25 protein-coding genes and 5 tRNA genes are annotated in these 26519 nt (G+C 71.7%); 15 read left to right on the top strand and 15 right to left on the bottom strand.

The genetic code is table 11. From position 1 onward, the window contains the following. Positions 1-23 precede the first annotated feature (23 nt). Both cofC and ACRWND_RS09860 read left to right on the top strand, forming a co-directional pair. Positions 24-737, top strand: a complete 714-nt coding sequence (cofC, locus tag ACRWND_RS09865; protein WP_431948229.1) for a 2-phospho-L-lactate guanylyltransferase — start codon at positions 24-26, stop codon at positions 735-737. Positions 738-747: 10 nt separating this feature from the next. Continuing rightward, positions 748-975: a hypothetical protein gene (locus ACRWND_RS09860; protein ID WP_431948115.1), complete on the top strand. Its 228-nt coding sequence runs from the start codon at positions 748-750 to the stop codon at positions 973-975. A gap of 66 nt (positions 976-1041) precedes the next feature. Here ACRWND_RS09860 and ACRWND_RS09855 read toward each other — a convergent pair whose 3' ends face one another. The 4 genes from ACRWND_RS09855 to leuC form a co-directional block, all read right to left on the bottom strand. Next, a complete protein-coding gene (locus tag ACRWND_RS09855; protein ID WP_431948113.1) occupies positions 1042-1629 on the bottom strand; it encodes an HU family DNA-binding protein in 588 nt (195 codons plus the stop codon). Between the two features lie 123 nt (positions 1630-1752). After that, a complete protein-coding gene (locus ACRWND_RS09850) occupies positions 1753-1986 on the bottom strand; it encodes a hypothetical protein (RefSeq protein WP_431948111.1) in 234 nt (77 codons plus the stop codon). 133 nt (positions 1987-2119) lie between these two features. Further along, on the bottom strand, positions 2120-2710 hold the full coding sequence (gene leuD, locus ACRWND_RS09845) for a 3-isopropylmalate dehydratase small subunit (RefSeq protein WP_431948109.1): 591 nt from the start codon (positions 2708-2710) through the stop codon (positions 2120-2122). A gap of 5 nt (positions 2711-2715) precedes the next feature. Then, the gene (gene leuC, locus ACRWND_RS09840; protein ID WP_431948107.1) at positions 2716-4137 is read right to left on the bottom strand and encodes a 3-isopropylmalate dehydratase large subunit; all 1422 of its coding nucleotides are present in this window, start codon (positions 4135-4137) and stop codon (positions 2716-2718) included. 160 nt (positions 4138-4297) lie between these two features. On the opposite strand from leuC, the gene ndgR reads away from it, so the two are divergent. Next, positions 4298-5014 (top strand): IclR family transcriptional regulator NdgR, encoded by a 717-nt coding sequence (ndgR, locus tag ACRWND_RS09835; RefSeq protein WP_431948105.1) that lies wholly within the window; start codon positions 4298-4300, stop codon positions 5012-5014. Positions 5015-5030: 16 nt separating this feature from the next. On the opposite strand, the gene ACRWND_RS09830 is transcribed toward ndgR, so the two are convergent. The 11 genes from ACRWND_RS09830 to ACRWND_RS09780 all read right to left on the bottom strand — a co-directional run bounded on the left by ACRWND_RS09830 (position 5031) and on the right by ACRWND_RS09780 (position 10586). Continuing rightward, positions 5031-5537 carry a DUF4188 domain-containing protein gene (locus ACRWND_RS09830; protein WP_431948103.1) on the bottom strand — a complete coding sequence of 169 codons (507 nt, stop codon included), beginning with the start codon at positions 5535-5537 and terminating at the stop codon, positions 5031-5033. A 211-nt stretch (positions 5538-5748) separates the two neighbouring features. After that, positions 5749-5821: transfer RNA gene (locus ACRWND_RS09825), tRNA-Glu, on the bottom strand. 18 nt (positions 5822-5839) lie between these two features. Further along, positions 5840-5911 (bottom strand) — tRNA-Gln (locus ACRWND_RS09820). Between the two features lie 12 nt (positions 5912-5923). Further along, positions 5924-5996 (bottom strand) — tRNA-Glu (locus ACRWND_RS09815). 25 nt (positions 5997-6021) lie between these two features. Beyond that, positions 6022-6094, bottom strand: a tRNA-Glu gene (locus ACRWND_RS09810). A gap of 17 nt (positions 6095-6111) precedes the next feature. Then, positions 6112-6183, bottom strand: a tRNA-Gln gene (locus ACRWND_RS09805). A gap of 87 nt (positions 6184-6270) precedes the next feature. Further along, entirely contained in the window at positions 6271-6990 is a 720-nt protein-coding gene (locus ACRWND_RS09800; RefSeq protein WP_431948101.1) for an HAD family hydrolase, read from the bottom strand. 9 nt (positions 6991-6999) lie between these two features. After that, complete coding sequence (locus tag ACRWND_RS09795) at positions 7000-7959, bottom strand: pseudouridine synthase (RefSeq protein WP_431948099.1); 960 nt, start codon at positions 7957-7959, stop codon at positions 7000-7002. Between the two features lie 65 nt (positions 7960-8024). Continuing rightward, positions 8025-9509 (bottom strand): glutamate--tRNA ligase, encoded by a 1485-nt coding sequence (gltX, locus tag ACRWND_RS09790; protein WP_431948097.1) that lies wholly within the window; start codon positions 9507-9509, stop codon positions 8025-8027. Beyond that, entirely contained in the window at positions 9502-10293 is a 792-nt protein-coding gene (locus ACRWND_RS09785) for a fumarylacetoacetate hydrolase family protein (protein WP_431948095.1), read from the bottom strand. The genes gltX and ACRWND_RS09785 overlap by 8 nt, the downstream gene beginning before the upstream one ends. A gap of 104 nt (positions 10294-10397) precedes the next feature. Further along, positions 10398-10586, bottom strand: a complete 189-nt coding sequence (locus tag ACRWND_RS09780) for a hypothetical protein (protein WP_431948093.1) — start codon at positions 10584-10586, stop codon at positions 10398-10400. A 558-nt stretch (positions 10587-11144) separates the two neighbouring features. On the opposite strand from ACRWND_RS09780, the gene ACRWND_RS09775 reads away from it, so the two are divergent. From ACRWND_RS09775 to ACRWND_RS09720, 12 genes are all read left to right on the top strand, one after another. Next, a complete protein-coding gene (locus tag ACRWND_RS09775; RefSeq protein ID WP_431948091.1) occupies positions 11145-14663 on the top strand; it encodes a nitrate- and nitrite sensing domain-containing protein in 3519 nt (1172 codons plus the stop codon). A 9-nt stretch (positions 14664-14672) separates the two neighbouring features. Then, the gene (locus ACRWND_RS09770; RefSeq protein ID WP_431948227.1) at positions 14673-15086 is read left to right on the top strand and encodes a roadblock/LC7 domain-containing protein; all 414 of its coding nucleotides are present in this window, start codon (positions 14673-14675) and stop codon (positions 15084-15086) included. Positions 15087-15159: 73 nt separating this feature from the next. Then, positions 15160-15567 carry a DUF742 domain-containing protein gene (locus ACRWND_RS09765; protein WP_431948089.1) on the top strand — a complete coding sequence of 136 codons (408 nt, stop codon included), beginning with the start codon at positions 15160-15162 and terminating at the stop codon, positions 15565-15567. Next, positions 15548-16156, top strand: a complete 609-nt coding sequence (locus tag ACRWND_RS09760) for a GTP-binding protein (RefSeq protein ID WP_431948087.1) — start codon at positions 15548-15550, stop codon at positions 16154-16156. Before ACRWND_RS09765 ends, ACRWND_RS09760 begins: the two co-directional genes overlap by 20 nt. 464 nt (positions 16157-16620) lie before the next feature. Next, the gene (locus ACRWND_RS09755; protein WP_431948225.1) at positions 16621-19761 is read left to right on the top strand and encodes a nitrate- and nitrite sensing domain-containing protein; all 3141 of its coding nucleotides are present in this window, start codon (positions 16621-16623) and stop codon (positions 19759-19761) included. A gap of 9 nt (positions 19762-19770) precedes the next feature. Next, complete coding sequence (locus tag ACRWND_RS09750) at positions 19771-20184, top strand: roadblock/LC7 domain-containing protein (RefSeq protein WP_018562059.1); 414 nt, start codon at positions 19771-19773, stop codon at positions 20182-20184. Between the two features lie 71 nt (positions 20185-20255). Next, the gene (locus ACRWND_RS09745) at positions 20256-20822 is read left to right on the top strand and encodes a DUF742 domain-containing protein (protein WP_431948085.1); all 567 of its coding nucleotides are present in this window, start codon (positions 20256-20258) and stop codon (positions 20820-20822) included. Then, complete coding sequence (locus tag ACRWND_RS09740) at positions 20803-21381, top strand: GTP-binding protein (RefSeq protein ID WP_431948083.1); 579 nt, start codon at positions 20803-20805, stop codon at positions 21379-21381. Before ACRWND_RS09745 ends, ACRWND_RS09740 begins: the two co-directional genes overlap by 20 nt. Before the next feature lie 134 nt (positions 21382-21515). Next, positions 21516-23303 (top strand): nucleic acid/nucleotide deaminase domain-containing protein, encoded by a 1788-nt coding sequence (locus tag ACRWND_RS09735; RefSeq protein WP_431948081.1) that lies wholly within the window; start codon positions 21516-21518, stop codon positions 23301-23303. Positions 23304-23338: 35 nt separating this feature from the next. Continuing rightward, entirely contained in the window at positions 23339-23920 is a 582-nt protein-coding gene (locus ACRWND_RS09730) for an SUKH-4 family immunity protein (protein ID WP_431948079.1), read from the top strand. Continuing rightward, on the top strand, positions 23917-24714 hold the full coding sequence (locus tag ACRWND_RS09725) for a nucleic acid/nucleotide deaminase domain-containing protein (protein ID WP_431948077.1): 798 nt from the start codon (positions 23917-23919) through the stop codon (positions 24712-24714). The genes ACRWND_RS09730 and ACRWND_RS09725 overlap by 4 nt, the downstream gene beginning before the upstream one ends. Further along, positions 24711-26366 (top strand): WD40 repeat domain-containing protein, encoded by a 1656-nt coding sequence (locus ACRWND_RS09720; RefSeq protein WP_431948075.1) that lies wholly within the window; start codon positions 24711-24713, stop codon positions 26364-26366. Before ACRWND_RS09725 ends, ACRWND_RS09720 begins: the two co-directional genes overlap by 4 nt. Positions 26367-26519: the final 153 nt, after the last annotated feature.

Below are 26519 nucleotides of genomic sequence, written 5' to 3'. Positions count from 1 at the left end.
ACAATAGTTCGGTGTCACCACCCGTGGAATGGTCGCTCGTCGTCCCGCTCAAGCCCCTGGCCACCGCCAAGAGCCGCCTCGCCGAGGCCGTCGGCCCCGGCCGGCGCGGGCTGGCCCTGGCCTTCGCCCAGGACACCGTGGCCGCCGCTCTGGCCTGCCCGGTCGTACGGCACGTGACGGTCGTCACCGACGATCCGCTCGCCGGGGCCTCGCTGACGGCCCTCGGGGCGCGTGTTCTGGCGGACTCCCCGGCGGCCGGTCTCAACGCCGCGCTGCGCCACGGCGCCGAAGCGGTCCGACGGCAGGACCCCGCGGCGGCCGTGGCGGCCCTCAACGCCGATCTCCCGGCCCTGCGGCCCGCCGAACTGGCGGCTGTGCTCAGCGCGGCGGCGCGGCACCCGGGACGGTCGTTCCTGGCCGACGCGGCCGGGATCGGCACCACGCTGCTGGCGGCCACCGGCGGCGCCGATCTCGCACCGGCCTTCGGGGGGCGGTCGCGGGCCCGCCACCGGGCCTCCGGCGCCCACGAGATCGTCCTGGCGGATGTCGACTCCGTGCGCCGGGACGTGGATACGGGCGAGGACCTGGCCGCCGCCCTGCTGCTGGGGGCCGGGCCGCACACGCGGGCACTGCTGCGGTCCGGGCTTCGGACCGTCCCGCGGGACGGGGACACCGGCACCGGGCCCACCGGGCGCCCGGCCGCGGGCTCACCCGCCCGGGGCTGCGGCGGCCGATAGGCTGAGGCTCATGCAGGCCACCGCGTACACCTACGACCCCGAGACCCGCGCCGGCAGCGTGCTGCTGGACGACGGGACCCCGCTGCCGTTCGACGCGGCGGCGTTCGACGCCGGTGGGCTGCGACTGCTGCGGCCCGGTCAGCGGGTGCGGATCCGCACCCATGGCAGCGGCGAAGAGCGCCGGGTGGTGTTCGTGACGCTGCAGACCTTTGCCGATCCGGGGGCCCCGGGCGCATGACCGCGGGCCGGGTGCCCCTGCGTCAGGGGTACCCGGCCCGTCAGCGTGTGCGGGTCCGCGCCGTCCTCACCGGTTCGCGGTCCGCTTGGTGGCGGTCTTGCGGGCCGCCGACTTGGCCGGCGCCTTCTTGGCGGGGGCGGTCTTCGCGGTGGTCTTCTTGGCGGTCGCCTTCTTCGCCGTGGTCTTGGCCGCGGTGGCCTTCTTCGCCGTGGTCTTGGCCGCGGTGGTCTTCTTCGCCGCCGCCTTGCCGGCGGTGGCCTTCTTCGCCGTCGTCTTCTTGGCGGCGGCCTTCTTGGTGGTGGCCTTGGCGGTGACGCCTCCGCTCAGGCTGCCCTTCGGCGCCTTCTTGACGGAGACCTCTCCGGCCTTCGGGAGCTTCTTCGACCCGCTGACCAGGTCCTTGAAGCCCTGACCGGCGCGGAAGCGCGGAACGGAGGTCTTCTTGACCCGGACCCGCTCCCCGGTCTGGGGGTTGCGGGCGTAGCGGGCGGGACGCTCCACCTTCTCGAACGAGCCGAAGCCGGTGACCGAGACACGGTCCCCGCTCACCGTCGCGCGGACGATCGCGTCCAGGACGGCGTCGACCGCGTCCGCGGCCTGCTGACGGCCGCCGAGCTTGTCGGCAATCGCTTCAACGAGCTGCGCCTTGTTCACGTCTTCCCCTTCGGAAACTTGCCCGGCGATGAAGTTCGGGCTTTTTCGCACGCTAGGCGGATATATACCGCAAATCAAATACGAAACGGGCGAATCACCCTTGTGCCGCAACGAACTCGGGGCTCAGGAAGGCCTTTGATCGGGGAATCGGCCTTCGTCGAGGTCCCTCATGAGTTCCTCCAGACGCCTTGCCGCACCAGCGAGATCATGCTTCGCGGCCGCGGTGATGACGAGCAGCCGCCGGGTCAACTGCATCCTGACGTCCTCCGGCACTTGCAGACCCGCCACCCGGGTGTGGGCCTGCTTCAACCTGGCAGCGAGGAACCCGTACAGCTCGAGTTGGCCATCGTGTTCCATGTGCCGATTGTGTCATCTGCGGTGAGTTGTCACGAGGTGTGGGCCCGAACACGCCGCAGCGCCCCCCGCCCGGGTGGGGGCGGGGGGCGCTGCGGGGGTGGGCGGCGGGTGGCAGCGAGGGCGGCCGAACCGCTCAGACCAGGGTGCGCGGCTTGTAGGAGGGGCGTTCGGCCTCGTAGGCGGCGATCTCGGCCTCGTACTGCAGGGTGAGGCTGATGTCGTCGAGGCCGTTGAGCAGCCGCCAGCGGGCGTTGTCGTCCAGCTCGAAGGGGGCGGTGATCCCCTCGGCGCGGACCTCGCGGGTCTGGAGGTCCACGGTGATCTCGGCCGTCGGGTCGGCCTCGGTCAGTTGCCAGAGCCTCTCGACCGTCTCCTGCGGCAGGATCACGGTGAGCAGGCCGTTCTTCAACGAGTTGCCGCGGAAGATGTCCGCGAAACGGGAGGAGATGACGGCCTTGAAACCGTAGTTCTGCAGCGCCCACACCGCGTGCTCGCGCGAGGAGCCGGTGCCGAAGTCGGGGCCGGCGACCAGGACGGTCGCACCCTGGCGCTCGGGCCGGTTGAGGACGAACTCGGGGTCCTTGCGCCAGGCCTCGAACAGACCGTCCTCGAAGCCGTTGCGGGTGACCTTCTTCAGCCAGTGCGCCGGGATGATCTGGTCCGTGTCGGCGTTGCTGCGGCGCAGCGGCACGGCGCGACCGGTGTGCGTGGTGAAAGCTTCCATCGTTCTCAGGCCTCCAGGGCGGCGGCGCCGGGCAGATCGGCGGGGGACGAGAGGTGGCCGGTGACCGCGGTCGCGGCCGCGACCTGCGGCGACACCAGGTGGGTACGGCCGCCCTTGCCCTGCCGTCCCTCGAAGTTGCGGTTGGAGGTGGACGCGGAGCGCTCACCGGGGGCCAGTTGGTCGGGGTTCATGCCCAGGCACATCGAGCAGCCCGCGTGGCGCCACTCGGCACCGGCCTCCTTGAAGACCGTGTCCAGACCCTCCTCCACGGCCTGCAGCGCGACCCGGACCGAGCCGGGCACGACCAGCATCCGCACGCCGTCGGCGACCTTGCGGCCCTTGACGACGGAGGCGGCGGAGCGCAGGTCCTCGATGCGGCCGTTGGTGCAGGAGCCGACGAAGACGGTGTCGACCTTCACCTGGCGCAGCGGTGTGCCGGGCTCCAGGGCCATGTACTCCAGGGCCTTCTCGGCGGCCAGGCGGTCGCTGGGGTCCTCGAATTCGGCCGGGTCCGGCACGGAGGCGCTCAACGGGGCTCCCTGGCCGGGGTTGGTGCCCCAGGTGACGAACGGGGACAGGGAGGCGGCGTCGATGACGACCTCGTGGTCGAAGACGGCGTCCTCGTCGGTCCTCAGCGTCTCCCAGTACGCGACCGCGGCGTCCCAGTCCTCACCCTGCGGGGCGTGCGGACGGCCCCGCAGGTACTCGAAGGTGGTGCGGTCGGGGGCGATCATCCCGGCCCGGGCACCCGCCTCGATCGACATGTTGCAGATGGTCATCCGGGCCTCCATCGACAGCTTCTCGATGGCCGAGCCGCGGTACTCGATGACATAGCCCTGACCGCCGCCGGTGCCGATCCTGGCGATGATCGCCAGGATCAGGTCCTTGGCGGTGACGCCTTCGGGCAGTTCGCCGTCGACGGTGATCGCCATGGTCTTGAACGGGGCCAGCGGCAGGGTCTGGGTGGCCAGCACGTGCTCGACCTGGCTGGTGCCGATGCCGAACGCCAGCGCGCCGAAGGCGCCGTGGGTGGAGGTGTGGCTGTCGCCGCAGACGACCGTCATGCCCGGCTGGGTCAGGCCCAGCTGCGGACCCACGACGTGCACCACACCCTGCTCGACGTCGCCCAGCGGATGCAGCCGCACCCCGAACTCGGCGCAGTTCTTGCGCAGCGTCTCCAGCTGTGTGCGCGAGACCGGGTCGGCGATCGGCTTGTCGATGTCGAGGGTGGGGGTGTTGTGGTCCTCGGTCGCGATGGTGAGGTCCAGCCTGCGGACCCGTCGGCCGTTCATCCGCAGGCCGTCGAAGGCCTGCGGGCTGGTGACCTCGTGGAGCAGGTGCAGGTCGATGAAGAGGAGGTCGGGCTCGCCCTCGGCGCGCCGTACGACGTGATCCTCCCAGACCTTTTCCGCGAGTGTCCTTGCCATCGCATTCCCTCCGACCGGCCGCTCTGCCGGCCTGTTCGTCGTTGCCCTGCGTGTCCGCGCCCTTGTGGGGAGTGGCCGCAGCGGCCTGTGCGTTCCAGCGTGCCGCGTCCACCGGAAAATTGAACTTGCGTTTCACAGAGTGAGACGCGAGTATCGTTGCATGGACAACAGTAGTGGCGTCGGCGTTCTCGACAAGGCAGCTCTGGTGCTCAGCGCACTGGAGTCCGGCCCGGCCACCCTGGCCGGGCTCGTGGGCGCCACGGGTCTCGCGCGCCCGACCGCACACCGTCTCGCCGTCGCTCTCGAGCACCACCGGATGGTGGCCCGCGACATGCAGGGACGCTTCATCCTCGGTCCGCGGCTGTCTGAACTCGCCGCCGCGGCGGGCGAGGACCGCCTGCTCGCCACGGCCGGCCCGGTGCTCACACATCTGCGCGACATGACCGGAGAGAGCGCCCAGCTCTACCGCCGCCAGGGCGACATGCGCATCTGCGTGGCCGCCGCCGAGCGGCTGTCCGGGCTGCGGGACACCGTCCCGGTCGGCTCCACGCTGCCGATGAAGGCCGGCTCCGCCGCCCAGGTGCTGCTCGCCTGGGAGGAACCGGAGCGGCTCCACCGCGGGCTGCAGGGGGCCCGCTTCACCGCCACCGCGCTCTCCGGTGTACGGCGCCGCGGCTGGGCGCAGTCGATCGGCGAGCGCGAACCCGGCGTCGCCTCCGTCTCGGCCCCCGTCCGCGGCCCGTCCAACCGAGTGGTGGCCGCGGTGTCCGTCTCCGGCCCGATCGAGCGGCTGACCCGCCACCCCGGGCGCATGCACGCACAGGCCGTCGTGGACGCCGCCAACCGGCTGTCCGAGGCGCTGCGCCGCAGCGGCTGAGCCCGCACCACCGCCGTCAGGCGGACGGCTCGGACGACTCCCCTCCGGCTGCGAGCCGCTGGGCCGCCGTCTCGCCGCGGCGGCCCACCGGGACGACCCCCGTCGCGGCGCCCAGGCCGAAGGCGGGCATGTCGACGGAGACGGACTCATGGGCGCCCGCCGGCGCGGCGTACGTCTCGTGCCAGAGCCCGACCCCTGCCTTGCCGGTCCGCGCACGGCGGTTGAACGCCGCCCACGCGGGCCGGTGCTGCCCGTCCTCGCGGGAGGCGTAGGCGAAGAGCTGCTCCGTGGACCTCCAGTACTGGACGACATAGATCACCCGGGGCCCGCCGAACAGCAGCCGGTACCCCAGAAAGCCGCTCCCCTCGTCCCGCGAGAGCTCCCGCAGCATCCGCGGCATGGCCCGGAACACCGGGAACCAGCCGCCCACGGACCGGAAGCGGTTGATCCGCATACCGGTGAGGAAGACGACGACGCCCTCGGCGGCGGCGGTGTTGCGGCCCCGAATCACGGGAGCGGACATGCCGTGACGCTCACGGTGCTCTGCAAGCCCGTGCTGCTGAGCCTGCGCCGCCTCGCCGAGGCCGGGGAGTCCCGGCGCCGGTTCGGTGACGGGTAGGGGGCGCGCCGGGCGGAAGGGGAAGCCGGGGAACGGCGGTCGGAGACGGGGGGAACCAGGAGAGGTCGGAGAAAAGAAGAGGCCCCCCGCCGAAGCGGAGGGCCTCTCCCCGATGTACCCCCGACCGGATTCGAACCGGCGCTACCGCCTTGAGAGGGCGGCGTGCTAGGCCGCTACACAACGGGGGCAAGTCTCGTGGAAATACGCTGGGGTACCAGGACTCGAACCTAGACTAAATGAACCAGAATCACTCGTGCTGCCAATTACACCATACCCCATGGTGTGTCAAGTACCCCCGACCGGATTCGAACCGGCGCTACCGCCTTGAGAGGGCGGCGTGCTAGGCCGCTACACAACGGGGGCCCTAGCGATCCCTGGAAGGGACCAGTACCCCCGACCGGATTCGAACCGGCGCTACTGCCTTGAGAGGGCAGCGTGCTAGGCCGCTACACAACGGGGGCTTTGCAGAAGATCTGCGCTGGGGTACCAGGACTCGAACCTAGACTAACTGAACCAGAATCAGTCGTGCTGCCAATTACACCATACCCCACCAAAACTCAACCCCCGGCTGGGGGGTTTCGTTTGGTTCGCGCCCCGTGCCGGCCTTTCGGCCCGCCCGAGCGGCGCAGGAAGAACATTACCCGATCGGTGACGGGGCTCCAAAACGAGTATCCGCCGCCAGAAGCGCGGGCAGCTGCGCGAGACCGGTGATCCGCCGCAGGTCCGGCGCGGGGACCGACCCCGTACGGTCCAGCCACACTCCGTACAGCCCCGCCGCGTCCGCTCCGCGCGCGTCGGTGTCGGCCTTGTCGCCCACGTAGGCCACCTCCCGCGGGGGCAGCCCCAGCACCTCGCACGCTGCCAGGAAGGCCTGGGGGGCGGGCTTGGCGTGTCCCAGTTCCCGGGAGCACACCAGGCATTCGAAGCGGTCCCGCAGACCCAGCCGGGTGAGCTTGCGCTCCTGGTGGGCGGCGCTGGAGTTGGACAGCAGGCCGTGCCGGAAGCCGGGGGTGAGGGCGTTCAGCGCCGGCACCACGTCGGGGAAGACCGCCCAGGCGGCCTCGAAGCGCACGTAGTAGGCCGCGAACCACGCGTCGGCCACGGCGCCGGGCGCGTCCGGCCCCAGGAAGACCCGGGCCCGCGCCCTGCGCTGCTCGGTGAAGGTCAGCTCCCCGCGGACGAAGCGTTCGTAGTGCGTCTCCATCGCCTCGCGCCACGTCCGCAGCGCCCGCTCCTCCCCACCGAACGCACCGAGCAGTCCCTCGGCCTCGAGATGGCGCAGCGCTCCGGCCCGCTCGGCACCCGAGTAGTCGAAGAGCGTGTCGTCGATGTCCCAGAGCACGGCGCGGATCGGCATGCACCGACGCTACCCCGGCGCTCCGTGCGGGCGCCCGGGTCCCGGCGGCGGGCCGGTGAACAGCGTCCGGCGGCTGACGAAACGGCGCCGTTCGCCCGTCACCGGGTCGTCGAACTCCAGCACCCGGGCGAGCAGCCGCAGCGGGCGGGAGAAGTCGCCCGGCGCGGCAGGCGGGAGGACGTACGGATAGACGGGATCGCCGAGGATCGGGACCCCCAGGGCGTTCATGTGCACCCGCAGCTGGTGGGTGCGGCCCGTCTCGGGGCGCAGGCGGTAACGGGCCAGTCCGTCACGGTGCTCGAGCAGCTCCACATGACTGCGGGCGTTGGGCTCGCCGGGGACCTCGCGGGCCGCCGTCTCGCCGCGTTCCTTCACGATCCGGCTCTCCACCGTGCGGGGAAGCACCAGGTCGGGGTCGTACCGGGCCACGGCCTCGTACTCCTTGCCCACCAGCCGGTCGCGGAAGATCGTCTGGTAGGCGCCGCGCAGCTCGGGGCGGATCACGAACATCACCACACCCGCCGTCAGCCGGTCGAGCCGGTGGGCCGGGCTGAGCTCGGGCAGGGACAGGTCGTGGCGCAGCCGGCTCAGCGCCGTCTGCACGACGTGCCCGCCGCGCGGCATGGTGGCGAGGAAGTGCGGCTTGTCGACGACGAGCAACCGGTCGTCCCGGTGGAGCACCTCGATGGCGAAGGGCACCGGGACCTCGTCCGGCAGCTCCCGGTGGAACCAGACGTGGCCGCCCGGGCGGTAGGCGGCGTCGGGTGCGAGCGGGCCGTCGACGCCGTGCACCTCCCCCGCCGCGAACATGGCGTCCACGTGCGTCGCGGGCACCGCCGCGCCGAGGCGCTCCACCAGGTGGTCGCGGACCGTCGCCCAGTTCCCGGTGCCGGGCAGGCGCACACGCACAGGGTCGACCCCGCGGCGCTGGGGCAGCGGGGGGTTCGGTGGTCTGGTCCGGCGGCGCATGACGTGGCGCGGGAAGCGTGCCGCCCCGGGCTCCTGGCGGGGTCCGGGGCGGATCGGCGCCGCGGTCAGCCGGCCAGCTTCGCCAGGGCGGCGTCGACGCGGGCCAGGGTGCGCTCGCGGCCGAGCACTTCGAGGGACTCGAACAGCGGCAGCCCGACGGTGCGGCCGGTGACGGCGACCCGGAGAGGCGCCTGGGCCTTGCCGAGCTTGAGGCCGTGCGTCTCCCCGGCGGCGAGGACGGCGTTCTTCAGCGCCTCGGCGTTCCAGTCGGCGGCCGCCAGGTTCTCGCGGGCGGTGGTGAGCAGTGCCGAGGCGGCGGCCGGGTCCTTCATGGCCTTCTGCCACGACGCCTCGTCCTCCACCGGCTCCTCCAGGAAGAGGAAGTCGACGTTGGCGGTGATGTCCGAGAGCACGGTCAGGCGGGTCTGCGCGTGCGGCGCGATCGCCTCGAACGCGGCCTGGTCGAACGCCTCGGGCGCCCAGGGGGCGTACGGGGCCTTCAGCCACGGGCCGCAGGCCTCCACGAACGTCTTGACGTCGAGCATGCGGATGTGGTCGGCGTTGATCGCCTCGGCCTTCTTGAGGTCGAAGCGCGCCGGGTTGGCGTTGACCGCGCCGATGTCGAAAGCGGCCACCATCTCCTCGATGGTGAAGACGTCACGGTCGGCGGAGAGCGACCAGCCGAGCAGCGACAGGTAGTTCAGCAGGCCCTCGGGGAGGAAGCCGCGCTCCCGGTAGAGGTTGAGGGAGGACTGCGGGTCGCGCTTGGAGAGCTTCTTGTTGCCCTCGCCCATGACGTACGGCAGGTGGCCGAAGAGGGGGGTGGCGCCGCCGCCGACGCCGATCTCGGCGAGCGCGCGGTAGAGCGCGATCTGGCGCGGGGTGGAGGACAGCAGGTCCTCGCCGCGCAGCACGTGCGTGATGCCCATCAGCGCGTCGTCGACCGGGTTGACCAGCGTGTACAGCGGGGCGCCGTTGGCCCGGACGATGCCGTAGTCGGGCACGTTGTCCGGGGTGAAGGTCAGCTCGCCGCGGATTAGGTCGGTGAAGGTGATCGTCTCGTCGGGCATGCGGAAGCGGACGATGGGCTCACGGCCCTCGCGCTCGTAGGCGTCGACCTGCTCGGCGGACAGTTCGCGGCAGTGGCCGTCGTAGCCGGAGGGGCGGCCGGCGGCGCGGGCGGCCTCGCGTCGCGCGTCGAGCTCCTCGGTGGTGCAGTAGCACTGGTACGCGTGGCCGGACTCCAGCAGCTTCGCGGCGACGTCCTTGTAGACGTCCATCCGCTGCGACTGCCGGTACGGGGCGTGCGGGCCGCCGACCTCGGGACCCTCGTCCCAGTCGATGCCGAGCCAGCGCATGGCCTCCAGCAGCTGCTCGTACGACTCCTCCGAGTCGCGCGCGGCGTCGGTGTCCTCGATGCGGAAGACCAGGGCGCCCTGGTGGTGGCGGGCGAAGGCCCAGTTGAACAGGGCGGTTCGGACCAGGCCCACGTGGGGGTTGCCGGTCGGCGAGGGGCAGAAACGTACGCGTACGGGAGCTGCGCTAGTCACGCTTGATCACCTTGTTGGTGAGAGTGCCGATGCCTTCGATGGTGACGGCGACCTCGTCGCCGACGTGGAGCGGGCCGACGCCCGCCGGGGTGCCGGTGAGGACGACGTCGCCGGGGAGCAGCGTCATGGCCTCGGTGATGTGGACGATCAGGTCCTCGATGGAGCGGATCATCTGGCTCGTGCGGCCGGCCTGGCGCAGTTCGCCGCCCACCGTCGCGGTGACGGCGAGGTCGTTGGCGGTGGCGAGGTCGAGGTCCGTCTCGATCCAGGGGCCGATGGGGCACGAGGAGTCGAAGCCCTTGGCGCGCGCCCACTGCTTCTCCGCCTTCTGGGCGTCCCGAGCGGTGACGTCGTTGGCGCAGGTGTAGCCGAGGATGACCTCGGCCACACGGTCGCGGGGGACCTCGCGGCACATCCGGCCGATGACGACGGCGAGCTCGGCCTCGTAGTGCACCTCCTGTGAGAAGGAGGGGTACACGATCGGGTCACCGGGGCCGATCACCGACGTGGAGGGCTTGAAGAAGGCGACCGGGACCTCCGGCACCTCGTTGCCCAGCTCGGCCGCGTGCTCGGCGTAGTTCCGGCCGATCGCGACGACCTTGCTGGGGAGCACGGGCGGCAGCAGCCGGACCTTGCTCAGCGGCACCTTCGTGCCGGAGCGCTCGTACTCGGCGAACGGGATGCCCTTGATGATGTCGAGGACGAGTCCGTCCGGGACGGACTCGTCGCCCTCGACGACGCCGAAGGCGACATTGCCGTCGATGGAGAACCTGGCGATGCGCACGGGAAGCAGCTCACCTCACTGGCCGGAGACTGACGCTCCAGGTTATCCCGGGGGTGGCCAGCGGGACCCGCCGCCGAGCCGCGCCTCGGAGGCCGCGCTGCCTCTCAGGCGGTCGGCAGTTCCTTCAGGATGGTGCGGCGCGGGTTGGCGGTCTGCCGGGGCAGCACGACGGCTTCCGCTTCCTCGACGTCCGGGGCGACCTCTGCGGTCCGCGTGTCCTCGGCGTCCGTGAGGTGCGCGAGGGTGGTGCGGCGCGGGTTGGCTATGGGTCGCATGATCATGGTCGTCTTCATGGGGCGGTCAGAACCTCGTGGTGTCCCGGGCGCCGGCGGGCGCGGTTGACGTAGTGCACGCTTGTGTCAAACGTCAATCTATCGGCGGCCATTCCCCGATCCGGATGCTCGATACAACTGACGGCCTGTGATTTTCCTCACGAACGACGGGACAAGCAGGGCGAATCGGTCGGCTGGCCGATGACGGGGAATCCGACATCACGGCTCATCCGGACTCTTCACCCTTGGTCGGCAGCAGCCGGGCGTCGAGCGCGAGGCTTGAACTCGCCCCCGGAAAGCCCGGATTGCCCGAAGATTCACAAAAGCGCGCGAACGCCGTGTGATCCACTGGACGCGTTGAGTCACGGGTTCCCCTCAAAACCTGTCCGCCCTTGTTGGACGTGCGGCACTGTGCTGAAATTCCCCGGACCGCCGTATCAACAGAAACCGGCGCGCGGGGGGAGCGTGCGATCGCCGAGCGGCGGCCAATGGGTATCCGCCGGGAAGGCGGGACTCCGAAGACTCGACACCGTCCTGCCGCCCGTGCGGGGGACGCCTGGTCCAGAGGTTGCGACGCTAGTGCAGGGACGTTTCAAGAGGGATGGCGGCGCTGCGGGCGACCCGGAGCAGCACGGTGGGGCCGATACCGGACCCGCCCGCCGGGAGGAAGCCGCAGACGCCGGAACCGCGGGTGCGCAGAGCGACACCACGCCGGGAAGCGGTGTGCGCACCGGCCCGAAGCACGGCTCCCGAATAGCCATGCGCAACTGGCGCATCAGCACCCGTCTGGTGTCGCTGCTCGCGCTGCCGGTGGTCGCCGCGACCACACTGGGTGCGCTCCGCATCCAGAGCTCGCTGGAGAACGTGCAGCAGCTCGACGCCATGACCTCGCTGACCGACCTCACGGAGCAGGCGACCAAGCTGGCCGCCGCACTCCAGGAGGAGCGGGACGTCTCGGCCGGCCCGCTGTCCAGCAAGTCCCGTAACGAGGGCGACGACGGCATCGTCGACGCCAAGCAGAAGACCAAGCTGGCGCGTACGGCCTTTGTCAACGCCGCCAACCAGGTCTCGCCGGACCTCACGGGCGTCGCCGCCTCGATCGGCACGATCAACCAGCAGCTCAGCACCCTGAGCGGCATCCAGGAGCGCGCGTACGACCAGGACGGCTACATCTCACAGACCGTCAGCGAGTACAACAACCTCATCCAGTCGCTGATCGACCTCTCCCAGGAACTGGCCGAGGCGACCGGCAACTCGGAGATGATCACCAGTACCCGCGCGCTGGCGGCGTTCTCGGCCGCCAAGGAGTACGACTCCATCCAGCGCGCCGTCGTCAGCGCCGCCCTGGCCAACGACCGCACCCTCAGCCCCAACGACTTCCGCTACCTCCAGGGCGCCAACCGCGCCGAGGGCACGGAGCTCAAGCAGTTCACCCAGATCTACGGCCGGTCGAACGCCAAGGACCTCCTCAAGGGCCTCACCGGCGGCAACGACATCGTCACCAAGTTCGACGACCAGGCCGACCGCATCATCGGCTCCGAGTCGAGCATCCAGAACTTCCAGGGCACCTATCTGGACTGGGATGACGACGCCAAGACCAAGCTGCAGGTCATGGGGCAGATCGAGCAGACCCTGCTGCAGCAGATGCAGCAGAAGGCCCTGACGCTGCGTGACGAGGCCCAGCAGGAAGCGATCCTCAGCGGTGCGCTGATCCTCCTCGTGCTCGGCATCTCGGTCGTCGGCGCCTTCGTCGTCGCCCGGTCCATGGTCCGCTCGCTGCGCCGGCTGCAGGACACCGCCCAGGAAGTCGCCCAGAAGCGGCTGCCGGAACTGGTCAAGCAGCTCTCGGAGTCCGACCCGCAGGACGTCGACACCTCGGTCGAGTCGATCGGTATCAACACCCGCGACGAGATCGGGCAGGTGGCCCGCGCGTTCGACGAGGTCCACAGCGAGGCCGTCCGTCTCGCCGCCGAGCAGGCGCTGCTGCGAGGGAACGTCAACGCGATGTTCACCAACCTCTCGCGCCGCAGCCAGGGCCTGATCCAGCGCCAGCTGAGCCTGATCTCCGAACTGGAGTCCCGCGAGGCCGACCCGGACCAGCTGTCCAGCCTCTTCAAGCTCGACCACCTCGCGACCCGTATGCGCCGGAACGGCGAAAACCTCCTCGTCCTCGCGGGCGAGGAGCCCGGCCGCCGCTGGACCCGCCCGGTTCCGCTGGTCGACGTCCTGCGCGCCGCCGCATCCGAGGTGGAGCAGTACGAGCGCATCGAGCTCACATCGGTACCGGCGGTCGAAGTCACCGGCCGCGTCGTCAACGACCTCGTCCACCTGCTCGCAGAGCTGCTGGAGAACGCGACCTCGTTCTCCTCCCCGCAGACCAAGGTCCGGGTCACCGGCCACGCGCTGCCCGACGGCCGCGTGCTGATCGAGATCCACGACACCGGCATCGGCCTCTCCCCGGAGGACCTCGCCGACATCAACGAGCGGCTCGCGAACCCGCCGACGGTGGACGTCTCCGTCTCCCGCCGCATGGGTCTGTTCGTGGTCGGCCGCCTGTCCCTGCGCCACGGCATCCGGATCCAGCTCCGTCCGTCCGACTCGGGCGGCACCACCGCGCTGGTCATGCTGCCGGTGGACGTCACCCAGGGCGGCGCCAAGCCGCAGCCCGGCGCGGGCAACCGCGGCCAGCAGCCCGGCGGGGCCCCCGCCGCGGCTCCGGGCAGTTCCGCACCGGGCATGGGCGGCGGGGCCGGTACCGGCCTGGCCGGCATGCACCGCGGCGGCCCGCGCAACCAGGTGCCCGGCGCCGCGGCGCGTCCGGCGCTCAACTCCGGTCCCGGCGGGGGCCGGCAGGGCGGCCGTCAGGCAGGCCCCGGCGCACCCGCGGGCCCCGGCCCGCAGCACTCGGGCCCGAGCTGGGCCAACGAGCAGGCTTCCGGCGGCCAGGGTCGCCCGCAGCAGCCGCCGCAGCAGCAGCAGCAGCCTCAGGCTGCTCCCCCGCAGCGCCCGGCGGCCCCGCAGCCGATGGGCGCCGCCCACGGCCCCGAGGCCGACATGCCGCGCGGTCACGAGGAGCTGGAGACCACGGCGCAGTTCGAGCGCCCGGACTTCGGCGCCATGCCGCCCACCCCGCTGGCGTACGGCGCGCCGCAGATGCCGCAGCACGGCGGCCAGGCGCCGCAGCAGCAGTTCACCCGCAGCGACGTCTTCCAGCGCCCCGCGGCGCAGCAGTACCCGCAGGCGGCGGATGTCCCCCAGGCCCAGCAGTACCCGCAGGCACCGCAGTACGCGCAGCCCGCGGAGGCCCCGCAGTACCCGCAGTACTCCCAGCCGGCGGAGGCCCCGCGGGCTCCGGAGCCGAGGCAGCCCGCTCCGGCGGCCCCGACCGGCCCGCGGCACTCCGGGTCGTACGCCCAGGGACCCGATGCCGCGCCGCGGCAGCGGCCCACAGCCCCGCAGGGCGAGCGGCAGCCGCTGCCGGCCGCCAGCGAGCCGATGGCGCTGCCTCCGGCCCCGATGCGCAACGACGAGACCAGCCCGATCTTCGACTCGCTCGAGTCGGACTGGTTCCGTACCGGCCGTGCCGAGCGCATGCAGCAGGTGCACGTCGAGGGCGCCCCGGTCATCCCGCAGCAGAACAACGGCAACGTCCCGAGCGCCGCCGCGCCCACCCGGTCGCCGCAGCGCCCCGCCCCGCAGCAGCCGCAGCGGGCCCGTGCCGAGTACCCCGCACAGCCGGCGCAGCCCGCGCCGTCGGCGCAGCCCGCGCAGCCGCCGCTGCCCCCGCGGCGCGAGTCCGCGGCGTGGCGGTCCTCGCCGAACGACGAGGTGTGGGAGCGCGCCGGCCAGGTTCGCGAGCCGTCCGCCGGCGGGGTCACTCCTTCGGGTCTGCCGCGGCGGGTCCCCAAGGCCAACCTCGTCCCGGGAGCCGGTGCTCCCCAGCAAGCCCCACAGGGAGGTCCGCAGGTTTCCCGGGCCCCCGACGACGTGCGCGGACGCCTGACCAACCTCCGTCGCGGTATCCAGCAGGGCCGTCAGGCCGGTACGGGAATGACCGACGGCCGCGGCTTTGGCACCACTCACCAGCAGGAGCGTTAGTTGAGTCAGATGAGCCAGGCGGCACAGAATCTGAACTGGTTGATCACCAACTTCGTGGACAACACCCCCGGGGTGTCCCACACCGTTGTCGTGTCCGCCGACGGCCTGCTGCTGGCCATGTCCGAGGGGTTCCCCCGGGACCGTGCCGACCAGCTGGCAGCCGTTGCCTCCGGTCTGACCTCGCTGACCGCGGGCGCGTCCCGCATCTTCGAGGGCGGCCACGTGAACCAGACCGTCGTGGAGATGGAGCGCGGCTTCCTCCTCCTGATGACGATCTCCGACGGGTCCGCGCTGGCCGTGCTGGCGCACCCGGAGTGCGACATCGGCCTCGTGGGCTACGAGATGGCCCTGCTCGTCGACCGAGCGGGTGCCGTGCTCACGCCCGACCTGCGCGCAGAACTCCAAGGCAGCCTGATGGGCTGAGCTCCGCGGAGCCCGGCCGAATGCACGCCCCATGACTACTCGCGACACGCGTCCGCTCTTACCCGGAGGATTCATGACCCCGCCGCCCGCCTCGCCCGGCCCGTACGGCGCGTCTCACCACGCGCCGTACGGGAGCGAGGGCGACCAGCCGCTGGTGCGGCCGTACGCCATGACCGGTGGTCGGACCCGGCCGCGCTACCAGCTCGCCATCGAGGCCCTGGTCAGCACCACCGCGGACCCGGGCGCCTTCCAGGGACTGCTCCCCGAACACCAGCGCATCTGCCACCTGTGCATGGAGATCAAGTCGGTCGCCGAGATCTCGGCGCTGCTGGGGATCCCGCTGGGAGTGGCCCGGATCCTGGTGGCCGACCTGGCCGAGGCCGGTATGGTCGCCATCCACCAGCCGAGCAGCGGCGAGGCCGGCGGACAGCCTGATGTGACACTGCTCGAAAGGGTGCTCAGTGGACTTCGCAAGCTCTAGGCCGGGGCAGCAGGCGGCGTACGGTGCGCCGCCCGCGGCCCGGTCCACCACCTCGGCGAAGATCGTGGTGGCGGGTGGCTTCGGCGTGGGCAAGACCACGTTCGTCGGAGCGGTCTCGGAGATCAACCCGCTCCGCACGGAGGCCGTGATGACTTCGGCGTCCGCGGGTGTGGACGATCTGACGCACGTGGCCGACAAGACCACGACCACCGTGGCCATGGACTTCGGCCGTATCACGCTCGATGACGACCTGATCCTCTACCTGTTCGGTACGCCGGGTCAGGACCGCTTCTGGTTCATGTGGGACGACCTGGTCCGCGGCGCCATCGGCGCCGTCGTCCTCGTCGACACCCGCCGACTGGCCGACTGCTTCCCCGCGGTCGACTACTTCGAGAACAGCGGCCTGCCCTTCGTCATCGCCCTCAACGGCTTCGACGGCCACCAGCCGTACACGCCCGACGAGGTCCGCGAGGCCCTCCAGATCGGTCCCGAGGCGCCCATCCTCACCACGGACGCCCGGCACCGCGCCGAGGCGAAGAGCGCGCTCATCACGCTCGTCGAACACGCGCTGCTGGCTCGTCTCAAGTAGGCATTCCCGCTCGGCACTTCGCGTAGGGGCCGGCCGTGTCTTCCGACATGGCCGGTCCTTTTGTTCATAACGTTTCGACCGCGAATCAGAACAACCCGAACACCGCCCGCGCCCATTCGGCTTCACTGCGCGCTCAACTTACCGGTGAATTGCCATCGCTTTACACTTATGCCCGTTTTACGCGGCGCGTGATCATGGGGTCGCAGTCCTCTCCGGACGTTTGTGGAGCACCCCCATGACGTGCTGGAATCTGTCGAAACCCGAGAGTAGGAACGGTGCCGCCGCGGCGCCGTCGCCGAGAGGTTGTTGGTCGAGTGAGGAACACGAGGCGAGCAGAGCCGGATCCCGCGGACCATCCGCGTGGCAATTTCACGCCGCCCGCGCGACACGGCAACACGCAGGACACTGCTCCCGAGGTCGCCACCGCCCCGACGCCGGTGGCGAGTACGGGCAACCGCTTCGCCATGCGCAACTGGCGGGTGGGCACCCGCCTGAACGTCATCCTCCTCATACCGGTGCTGGTCGCCCTGGTCTTCGGCGGCTTCCGGGTACAGAGCTCCGTCCAGACATGGCAGCAGGCGGACGACGCGGTGCGGACCGCCGACGCCGTGCGCGCCGCCGTGGACTACGCCAACGCCGTCCTCAATGAACGCGACCTCAGCGTGGTTCCCCTGCTGGCCGGTGACGCCGAGGACAAGAACGTCGTCGCCACCCGTGCCGCCACCGACCGGGCCGCCGCGAAGTTCGACGCGGCCGTCGCCGAGCTGCCCGTGAACGACCGGCTGCAGCGCCGCGTGGCGACCATCCGCGCGGGCGAGAAGATTTTGTCGAAGCTGCGCGAGACGGCCTTCACCCGGCAGCTCCCCGGCGTGCAGACCGAGGAGAAGTACGTCGAGGTCCAGCACCCGCTGATGGAGCTCACGAACGAGCTGGGCTTCGGCACCAACCGCGTCGCCTCCTACGGCCGTACGCTCTACGCGCTGGAACTGGCCAAGGCGGCCGAGTCGCTGACCCGCTCCATCGGCACCCACCTGCTGGTCGAGGACCGCAGCAAGCTGGCGCCCGGTGAGCTGCAGCTCCAGCTCACCGCCTTCACCTCGTACGCCTACCTCCAGCAGGTCGCCCTCGAGGAGTACCGCGGCGGTGGCAGCCCCGCGGACCACCAGCGGCTGCAGGACGAGCTGGCGGCGGCCCAGCAGAAGGGCAAGGAGCAGCTCACCCAGGCCGCCGAGGCGGCCAAGCGGGCCGACCGGCCGTTCAAGGCCCCGCCGGCCCTCGAGGAGATGATCAAGCAGATCGCCTCCGGCAAGAGCCCCGCGGAGCTCAAGGCCCAGGGCGTGACCCCGGAGAGCTGGTTCGGCGCCAGCACCCTCGCCTTCGAGGCGTACAAGAACGTCGGGCAGCACCTGGCCGACCAGGCGTACACCGACTCGAGCGACATCGCCGCCGGCGCCCGTACCGACGCCGTCGTCAACTCCGCCGTCGTGCTGATCTCGCTGATCATCGCCTTCATCGTGGCCGCGATGGTCGCCCGCTCCATGAGCAACAGCATGCGCCGCCTGCGCACCTCGGCCTTCGAGGTCGCCGAACAGCGGCTGCCGGGCCTGGTCGACCAGCTCTCGCGCACCGACCCGGGCAAGGTCGACACCCGCGTGCAGGCGATCCCGATCACCTCCAACGACGAGATCGGCGAGGTCGCCCGCGCCTTCGACCAGATCCACCGTGAGGCCGTGCGGCTCGCGGCGGAGCAGGCCCTGCTCCGCGGCAACGTCAACGCGATCTTCACCAACCTCTCCCGGCGCAACCAGGGCCTGATCCAGCGCCAGCTGACGCTGATCACGGACCTGGAGAACAACGAGGCGGACCCGGAGCAGCTGCAGAACCTCTTCCAGCTGGACCACCTGGCGACCCGTATGCGGCGCAACGGCGAGAACCTCCTCGTCCTCGCGGGCGAGGAGCCCGGCCGCCGCTGGAACCAGCCGGTCCCGCTGGTCGACGTGCTCCGCGCGGCCGCCTCCGAGGTGGAGGCGTACGAGCGCATCGAGCTCGTCGGCATCCCGGAGAGCGAGATCCACGGCACCGCCGTGACCGACCTCGTGCACCTGCTGGCGGAGCTGCTGGAGAACGCCACCACGTTCTCCTCGCCGCAGACCAGGGTGCGGGTCACCGCCACCCGGCTGCCCGACGGCCGCGTCATGGTCGAGATCCACGACAAGGGCATCGGCCTCACCGCCGAGGACTTCGCGGACATCAACCACAAGCTGGCCGACCCGCCGATCGTCGACGCGTCGGTCTCCAAGCGCATGGGCCTGTTCGTGGTCGGCCGCCTCGCCGACCGGCACGGCATCCGCGTCCAGCTCCGCCCGTCCGGTGAGCAGGCCGGCACGACCTCGCTGGTCATGCTTCCCGAACCGATCACCCACGGAGGCGGCGGCGAGGAGCTGCCGCTGGAGAACGACTTCACGGTCTCCCGTATCGTGCCGGAGCTCGAGGCCCCGCAGGAGGCCGCCTACGGGCCGACCGCCGCGGAGCTCGGTTTCGACGACTCGCGCTACGAGCGGGCCCAGGCCCCGCAGGACACCCGCGCGCTCGACCCCGTCAGCCGCTCACTCGGTCGTGACCAGCGCCGCGCCCAACTCGAGGCTGCGGCCGGCGACCGCCCCGCGGAGCACCCGGCCTTCGAGGGGGAAGCGCGCGAGCAGGGATTCCAGGACGGCTACCAGGAGCCGGGCGCCGAGGGGGCGTTCCAGGAGACCCCCTCCCAGGGGGACGGATCCTTCCAGGGGGACGGAACCTTCCAGGGCGACGGATCGCAGGGCGAAGGCTTCCCCGCGCAGGGCTACGGCGGACCGGGTTACCAGGAGCCGCAGGCCCAGCCGTACCAGGAGCAGCAGGGCTACGGCACCCGGCCCGGCTTCCAGGAGCAGGTCCACAGTGACGGCGCCTACGCCGCGCTGGGGTACCCCCCGCAGAACGGCTACGCCCAGGGCGACTGGCAGCAGCAGAACGGCCATGCCCAGGAGCACTGGACGACGTCGGCCGACGACGTGCCGCAGCCTCCCGGGCCGCAGACCTTCCCCGCCCCGGGAGGGGCCGATTCCGCCACTGCCGCCCCCTTCGAGGCCGCGGAGCGCGTAGGCTTCGACCGACCGGGTCCGGCCGCCGGCCCGCTGCACTCCTCGATGACCGACGCGGGCCTGCCGCGTCGGGAGCGCGGGCGGCAGCAGTCCGGCCCGGGGGCGGCGGCACAGCCGGAGCCCCAGCCGGCGGACGGCTTCCCGGCGCAGCCGGCGTCCTCCGCGCCGGCGTCGGACGGGGAAACCGAGTGGCACTCCACGAACGACGACAACTGGCAGCGGGCCGAACAGGCCCGCAAGCCCAAGGCGGGCGGAGTCACCCCCTCCGGCCTGCCCCGGCGGGTCCCCAAGGCCAACCTGGTCCCGGGGACCGCACAACAGACTCCGCAGGGCGGACCGATGGTCTCCCGTGCACCCGAGGACGTCCGCGGCCGGCTGAGCAATCTCCGGCGCGGCGTCCAGCAGGGACGCACTGCGGGAACTGACACGAACGGCCAGGGCTTCGGCCCCAAGCACCAGGAGCGTTAGTTGAGTCCGATGAGCCAGGCGGCACAGAACCTGAACTGGTTGATCACCAGTTTCGTGGACCAGACCCCAGGGGTCTCCCATACGGTTGTGGTCTCTGCCGACGGCCTGCTGCTGGCTATGTCCGAAGGATTCCCGCGGGACCGTGCGGACCAGCTGGCCGCGGTGGCCTCCGGTCTGACCTCGCTGACCGCGGGTGCCTCGCGCATCTTCGAGGGCGGCCACGTGAACCAGACCGTCGTGGAGATGGAGCGCGGCTTCCTCTTCATCATGTCCGTCTCGGACGGCTCCTCGCTGGCCGTACTGGCGCACCCGGAGTGCGACATCGGCCTCGTGGGCTACGAGATGGCCCTGTTGGTCGACCGGGCGGGCAACGTGCTGACTCCTGATCTGCGTGCGGAGTTGCAGGGCAGCCTGCTCAACTGACCGACAGGCCTGCGGGCGCGTCTGGGGACCCGTAGGGTTTTCAGACGCGTTACCCAGCTGGAGGAGGAACCGTGGCAACGCCCTCAGGCGGAGATCAGTACGGCAATCACCAACAGCAGCCGCCCTTCCAGCGGTTTGACTTCCCCTCGGCGCCGAGCCCGGAACCGCCCGCCTCCCATGGCGGCGGGAATCACGGTCCCAGGCCCATGCCACCGCACCGGCAGCCGAGGATCCAGCCGTACGAACCTCCGCAGGCGCCACCGCCTCGGACAGCGCAGACCGGGCCGGCCAGGCAGCCGTCCGGTCTGGTACGCCCCTATGCCATGACCGGTGGCCGAACCCGGCCGCGCTACCAACTCGCCATCGAGGCGCTGGTCAGTACGACAGCCGATCCGGTGCAGCTGCGGGGCCAGTTGCCGGAGCACCAGCGGATCTGCATTCTCTGCCGGGAGATCAAGTCGGTCGCGGAGATCTCCGCGCTCCTCTCCATCCCCCTCGGCGTCGCCCGAATCCTCGTCGCCGACCTGGCGGAGGCCGGGCTCGTCGCCATTCACCAGCCCGGTGGCGACAGTGCCTCGGGCGGACAGCCAGACGTGACACTGCTCGAAAGGGTGCTCAGTGGACTTCGCAAGCTCTAGCGGTCCAGCTCGCTCAACCACCTCGGCGAAGATCGTGGTGGCGGGCGGCTTCGGCGTGGGCAAGACCACGTTCGTCGGTGCCGTATCGGAGATCAACCCGCTGCGTACCGAAGCCGTGATGACCTCCGCGTCCGCGGGGATCGACGATCTGACGCACGCGCCGGACAAGACCACGACGACCGTGGCCATGGACTTCGGCCGTATCACGTTGGACGAGGACCTGATCCTCTACCTGTTCGGTACGCCGGGTCAGGACCGCTTCTGGTTCATGTGGGACGACCTGGTCCGCGGCGCCATCGGCGCCGTCGTCCTCGTCGACACCCGCCGACTGGCCGACTGCTTCCCCGCGGTCGACTACTTCGAGAACAGCGGCCTGCCCTTCGTCATCGCCCTCAACGGCTTCGACGGCCACCAGCCGTACACGCCCGACGAGGTCCGCGAGGCCCTCCAGATCGGTCCCGAGGCGCCCATCCTCACCACGGACGCCCGGCACCGCGCCGAGGCGAAGAGCGCGCTCATCACGCTCGTCGAACACGCCCTGATGGCGCGCCTGCGGTAGCGGTTCCCGCTTCCCATACGACGCGAAAGGCCCCGCACGGCATGTGCGGGGCCTTCGCGCTTCCTTCGTCTTCGAGATGCAACCACCCCTACCCGTAAGGCGTTTGATAAAAGGGAGGCGGAAGAAGAGCTTCTGTGCGCCGGAGTCGACGGGGGTTGCTCATGGGCGTGGTCCTGCCGGACGAACTGGCCTGGTTCCTCGACCTGATCGGCATCATGTGGCCGAACGTCGACGAGGACGACTACCGCGAGATGGCGACGGCCCTGCGGGAGTTCGCCGATGACGTGGACCACGGCGGCGGCGGTCTGCACGAGGCCGTGGCCGGCCTGCTCGGGGCGACCGAAGGCCCGGCCATCGATGCCTTCGACGCGCACTGGAGCAAGGTCGGTTCGCACCTGGGCAACCTCGCCGACGCCGGCCGGCTCGGTGCGACCGCGCTCGACGGGGTGGCCCTGGTGATCGAGGGCGCCAAGATCGGGGCGGTGGTCCAGCTCGGCATCCTGGCGACCGAGCTCATCGCCGCCCAGGCCGCCGCGCCCTTCACCCTGGGCCTGTCCGAACTCGGCGCGGCGGGCGCCACGCAGGCGACCCGGATCATCGTCAAGCGCCTCTTCAAGGAGGCCGCCCAGCAGGCGGTCGACCAGGTCATCGGCCTGGCGACGGGCCCGGTGTACGCGGCGCTGGGGAACATGGCGGGCGACCTGGCCATCCAGCTCGGCGCCAACGCGCTGGGCGTCCAGCACGGCGTGGACCTCGGCCGTGCGGCCGACGCGGGCAAGGACGGCTTCCAGCAGGGCGTGGAGGACGCCGAGCACCAGGTGACCGGCGGCAAGGACGGCGGCTTCGTGCTGGCCAGCGCCGGGGGCGGGGGCGCTGGGGGCGGAGGCGGCGGAGGCGGCGGAGGCGGCAGCCGGATCCGCCACGACGAGAGCGCTTACGACGACTTCGACGCCTCCGTCGGCGACCACGGCGAGGAGATGAGGTCCCGGGGCCGCGACAAGATTGCCCGCGCCCGGGGGCACCACTCGAGGACGAAGGGCAGGGGCGGGGAACTGACGCAGGCCGCCGAACAGTTCATCGAGACCGTCATCACGGGTGTGCACAACGGCCTGGACAACGCGACGTCGCACATCACGGGGGACATGCGGCGCGGCGTGCGCCAGATGCACAGCAACCACAAGGACAACGACGAGCGCACCGCCGCCGACCTCATCGGCCTGCACAAGACCCATTCGGCCGGGCAACTGCAGAACCTCGGTGACAAGACGCCCGTGTACCTGGTGGACGAGCACGGCACCGTGCACCGGCTCGGCTTCGACGACCACGATCCGACCGGCATCTCCCGGACCAAGGCGGACTCGGCGAACGACCCGCTGGTCGGCAGGCTCATCGACGGGGGCAACCCTCTCCCCGGGCACCGCAAGAAGTCGGTCCCGCTGGGCCGCACTCCCCCCGGCAAGGAGGGACCCCGCAAGCGCTCCGAGCCGGTGGAGGCCGGGAGCACCGATCTGTCCCGTGCCACGCAGATGGCGCGGCACGCTCTCGGGGACTACGGCAACCGCAACTACGCGGCGTTCCGGATCAAGGACGGTGACAACGAGTTCATCCTGGTCGGCCACAGCACCGACTCACGGCACTCGGAGCGCGTGCTGGGCATCCCCCTCATACGCGGCGGGACAGGCGGCGGGGTGACCGAGGCCTACACCGAGCGCGCGCCCTGCCGGACGTACCCGTACTACTGCGGCGAATGGCTCCAACGCCATCTCCCGGAGGATGTCCAGGTGTCGCACAGCTTCGAATACGGTGAGAACGCGACGGGTGCGACGCCCGAGGCTCTGAAGCAGCAGCGAGAGGCTTCTCAGGCCCGCGGGAACGACGCCCTCAACGACTACACCAACCGGCTCGGCCGACACCGGCGCTGACGTCACCGCCGCCGCGACGGCCGCTCAGAGGAGACATGATCACCACCGTCACCCACGACACGCTCGTGCGGACCTTCGGCGCCGACGCCGTGGTGCGCCTGCCGGAGCAGGCACAGGCACCGGAGCTCTCCCACACCCCCACGCGCACCTTCCTGGCGGACATCGGCCTGCCGCTCGTCGCAGGCGCTCTGTTCGAGGTCGTCGACGACCTCGGCAGCGGGCTCACCCCCCTGCTCGACGAGTACGGCGAGGAGGAACTCGCCGCGTTCGGGCTCGGCCCGGACGCCGTGCGCCACTGGTTCTTCCTGGGCGAGGCCGCCTGGAGCGCCCTCGCCCTGGACGGCGGGTCCGGCCGTGTCCTCGCGCTGCACGGTGAGATCGGCGAGGCCGAGCCCGTGCACACCGACCTGGCGGGCATGGCGTACGCGATGCAGGTCCTCGCCACCCGGCGACCGGAGTTCACCACCAAGGGCGGCGCGAACCAGGATCTGGAGGCCGTACGACGCGCGGCCGCACAGGTGCGCCGGGAGGTCTCCGAGGCCGACCCGCTGCCCTTCGCCCGCTCCGAGGGTCTGTGGCACACGGTGATCGAGGACATCGCGGGAGGCATGTGGTGAGCACGGGCGAAAGGGCCTCCGGGCGGTTCGGGCCCGAGGGCGTGCGCCGGCTGGGAGAGCTCGTCCTGCCCTTGCAGGTCGGGCCGTACTTCCGCACCGGTACCGCCGATCCCGTCCCGCTGGGCGAATTCGCGCGCGCCGTCGGCGCGGAGGTCCGGGGGGACGGTCAGGAGACCTGGACCCGGCTGGGCGACGACAGGGGCTACGAACTGTGCGTGGACGCGCAGGGCGCCGTGCGGGCGGTCCTGCTCGGCTACGACGAACCGACCCGGTTCGTCGGCGGCTCGGCCGCCGCCTTCGCTGAGGGCCTCCTCGAACTGGATCTGGCCCTGGGGGCGATCGCCGGGACGGACGACCCCGCCGAGGCCCGGACGGCCTTCGGCCGGCTGGAGGAGCGGCTGCACGCGCTGGACGAAGCGGCGTTCGCCGACCGGGAGAACTGGTGGCCGCTGGTGCTCGACGACATCCGGGACACCGCGAGCGTGCGGTGGTTCGCGGCGATGGAGGTCGTGGACGCGGGCGGGGAGAAGAAGATCTTCACCCAGGCGAGCGGCATCTGCGTTCACCCGGAGGAGCGGCTGTGGGCGTCCCTGCGGGCGGCCGGGGTCGAGCCGGAACAGGTGACGGCCATCCACACCGATCTGGAGGCGTGTTTCCTGCCCGGGCACTACTGCTCGATGTGGCTCGGCGACGTCTTCCCGGACGCGCGGCTCACCCACACCTTCCCGTACGGCGAGGACGCGGAGTCCCGGGCGGAGGGCCTGCGCCGGCTGAGCGGGAAGGCGGAGTCGTGACCACGCCCGGCGACTCGGCCCGGCCGCTGCTCGACGACGCGCTGCTGCCGTCCGGGCGCGCGCTGCTCGACTGGGCGTCCGACGGGGAGGCCCCCCGGCTCTGTCTGGTCACCGGTGGGCGCGGCACCGGCAAGAGCAGGGTCCTGGCCTGGTACGTCACCGGCTCCGGTCCGCATCCCGCGGTGCGCGTACACGCACTGGTTCCCGCCGCGGGGCTCACGGCCGAGGTCTTCGCCTGGGAGATGGGCCGCCAACTCGGGTACGGCCCGCTCGACGCACCGGGCATCCTGCGCAGGCTGGCCCGCGACGCGCGGCCGGTCCTGCTCGCGGTCCCCGACCTGCACCAGGCGCCCGGGACGGCTCCCGCGGAGATCGTCAGCGGGCTCCTCGCACCGCTGCTGGGCCTCCCCCACGTACGGTTGATCGTGGAAGCGGCGGACTCCGGCGCCGTCGGCTGGCCCGCGCCGTTCCGGGAGGTGGCGCTCCCAGGCGCCCTCTCCGCGACGGAACCGGCGAGGGACGGCGAGGGGTCGGCTTGGCCGGCGGCCTCGCTACCGGCCGCGCCCGCCGGCAGCCCCGACTGGGAACGGGCACCGGAGGCGGTGCGTGCCCGGGCTCTCGCCCTCGCCCTGGCAACGGGCACCGCCGGCCGGCTCACCAGTGACCCGGGCTTCCTCGTCCACGGTTCCGCTCCCGCGATCACGGCCGCGCTGGCGGACCCCCGCACCCCCGCCCCGCCGGGGCTGCGGGCCGTGTGGCGCCGCGCCGCTCCCGCCCTCACCAGCCTGGGCCTCACCGGCCCCGAACGGGCCGCCGTCCTGCACGCGGCCGCGCTCGCCGGCGACCCGAAGCTCGCCGCCTACCTCGCGCCCCTGGCCCGCGAGCACTCCTGGACCGCGCGGTGGGCATCACCCGATCCGGTCACCGCGTTGGCCCTGGGCGCCGACGCGTTGCTCACCGCCGACCCGGTGGGCCGGCTGCGGCTCCTCGACCCTGCGACCGGCGGCGTCCGCCGGGGCGTCCCGGCCGATCCCGCCGTGCGGCCGGTCGCCGCGGTCATGCGTGAGGGGAGCATGCTCCTCCTGGACGGCAACGACTTCCTGCACCCTGCGGGTGACCTCTCAGTCGCCTTCTCCCGGATCGCCCACGTCCACAACCCGGCCGCCGCCACGCCCACCGCCCTCGCCGCATGCGGCCGCCACGTCGTCGTGGGCGACGCGGGGGGCCGGGTCCATCTGTGGGACGTGGACGCCCCCGACCGGGGCGCCTCGGGTCGCACACTGCATCCCGCCCCGGTCACGGCTCTGGCTCTCCTGGACGTGCCCGCGCACGACCTGAGCTTCTGTCTGAGCGGCGGAGCCGACGGAAGACTGCGCCTGTGGGAGACGGGGACAGACCCGATGCCCGAACCCGTCGACCGGCGGGAGGCGGTGGTCACCGCTCTCGCGGCCTGCGACACCCCCGCGGGACCCGTGGTCGCCGCGGCCTGGTCCGACGGTGAACTGCACCTGTGGAACCTGTTCGAGGCGACGCGCCGGGTTCTCACTCCGCCGCACCGCGCCGCGGCGCTCGCCCTCGCCGGCGACGGCACGCTGTTCGTCGCCGGAACGGCGGGGATCGCCGCGCTGCGCACGCGACAGGAGGCGTCGTAACGGCACGGTCCCCACTCCCGCCCCACGGCCCCACCGCCCCGCGGGGCAGCGCCTCACGACGCCCGTCACTCGCGCCGCGACGGTGCCGCCCCTTCACACGGCGGGGGGGGGGGGGGGGGGGGGGGGGGGGGGGGGGGGGGGGGGGGGGGGGGG

Origin of the sequence: Actinacidiphila sp. bgisy167 (genome assembly GCF_965342175.1) — a bacterium.
Lineage (GTDB): Bacteria > Actinomycetota > Actinomycetes > Streptomycetales > Streptomycetaceae > Actinacidiphila.
This window is presented reverse-complemented; position numbering and strand designations above follow the sequence as displayed.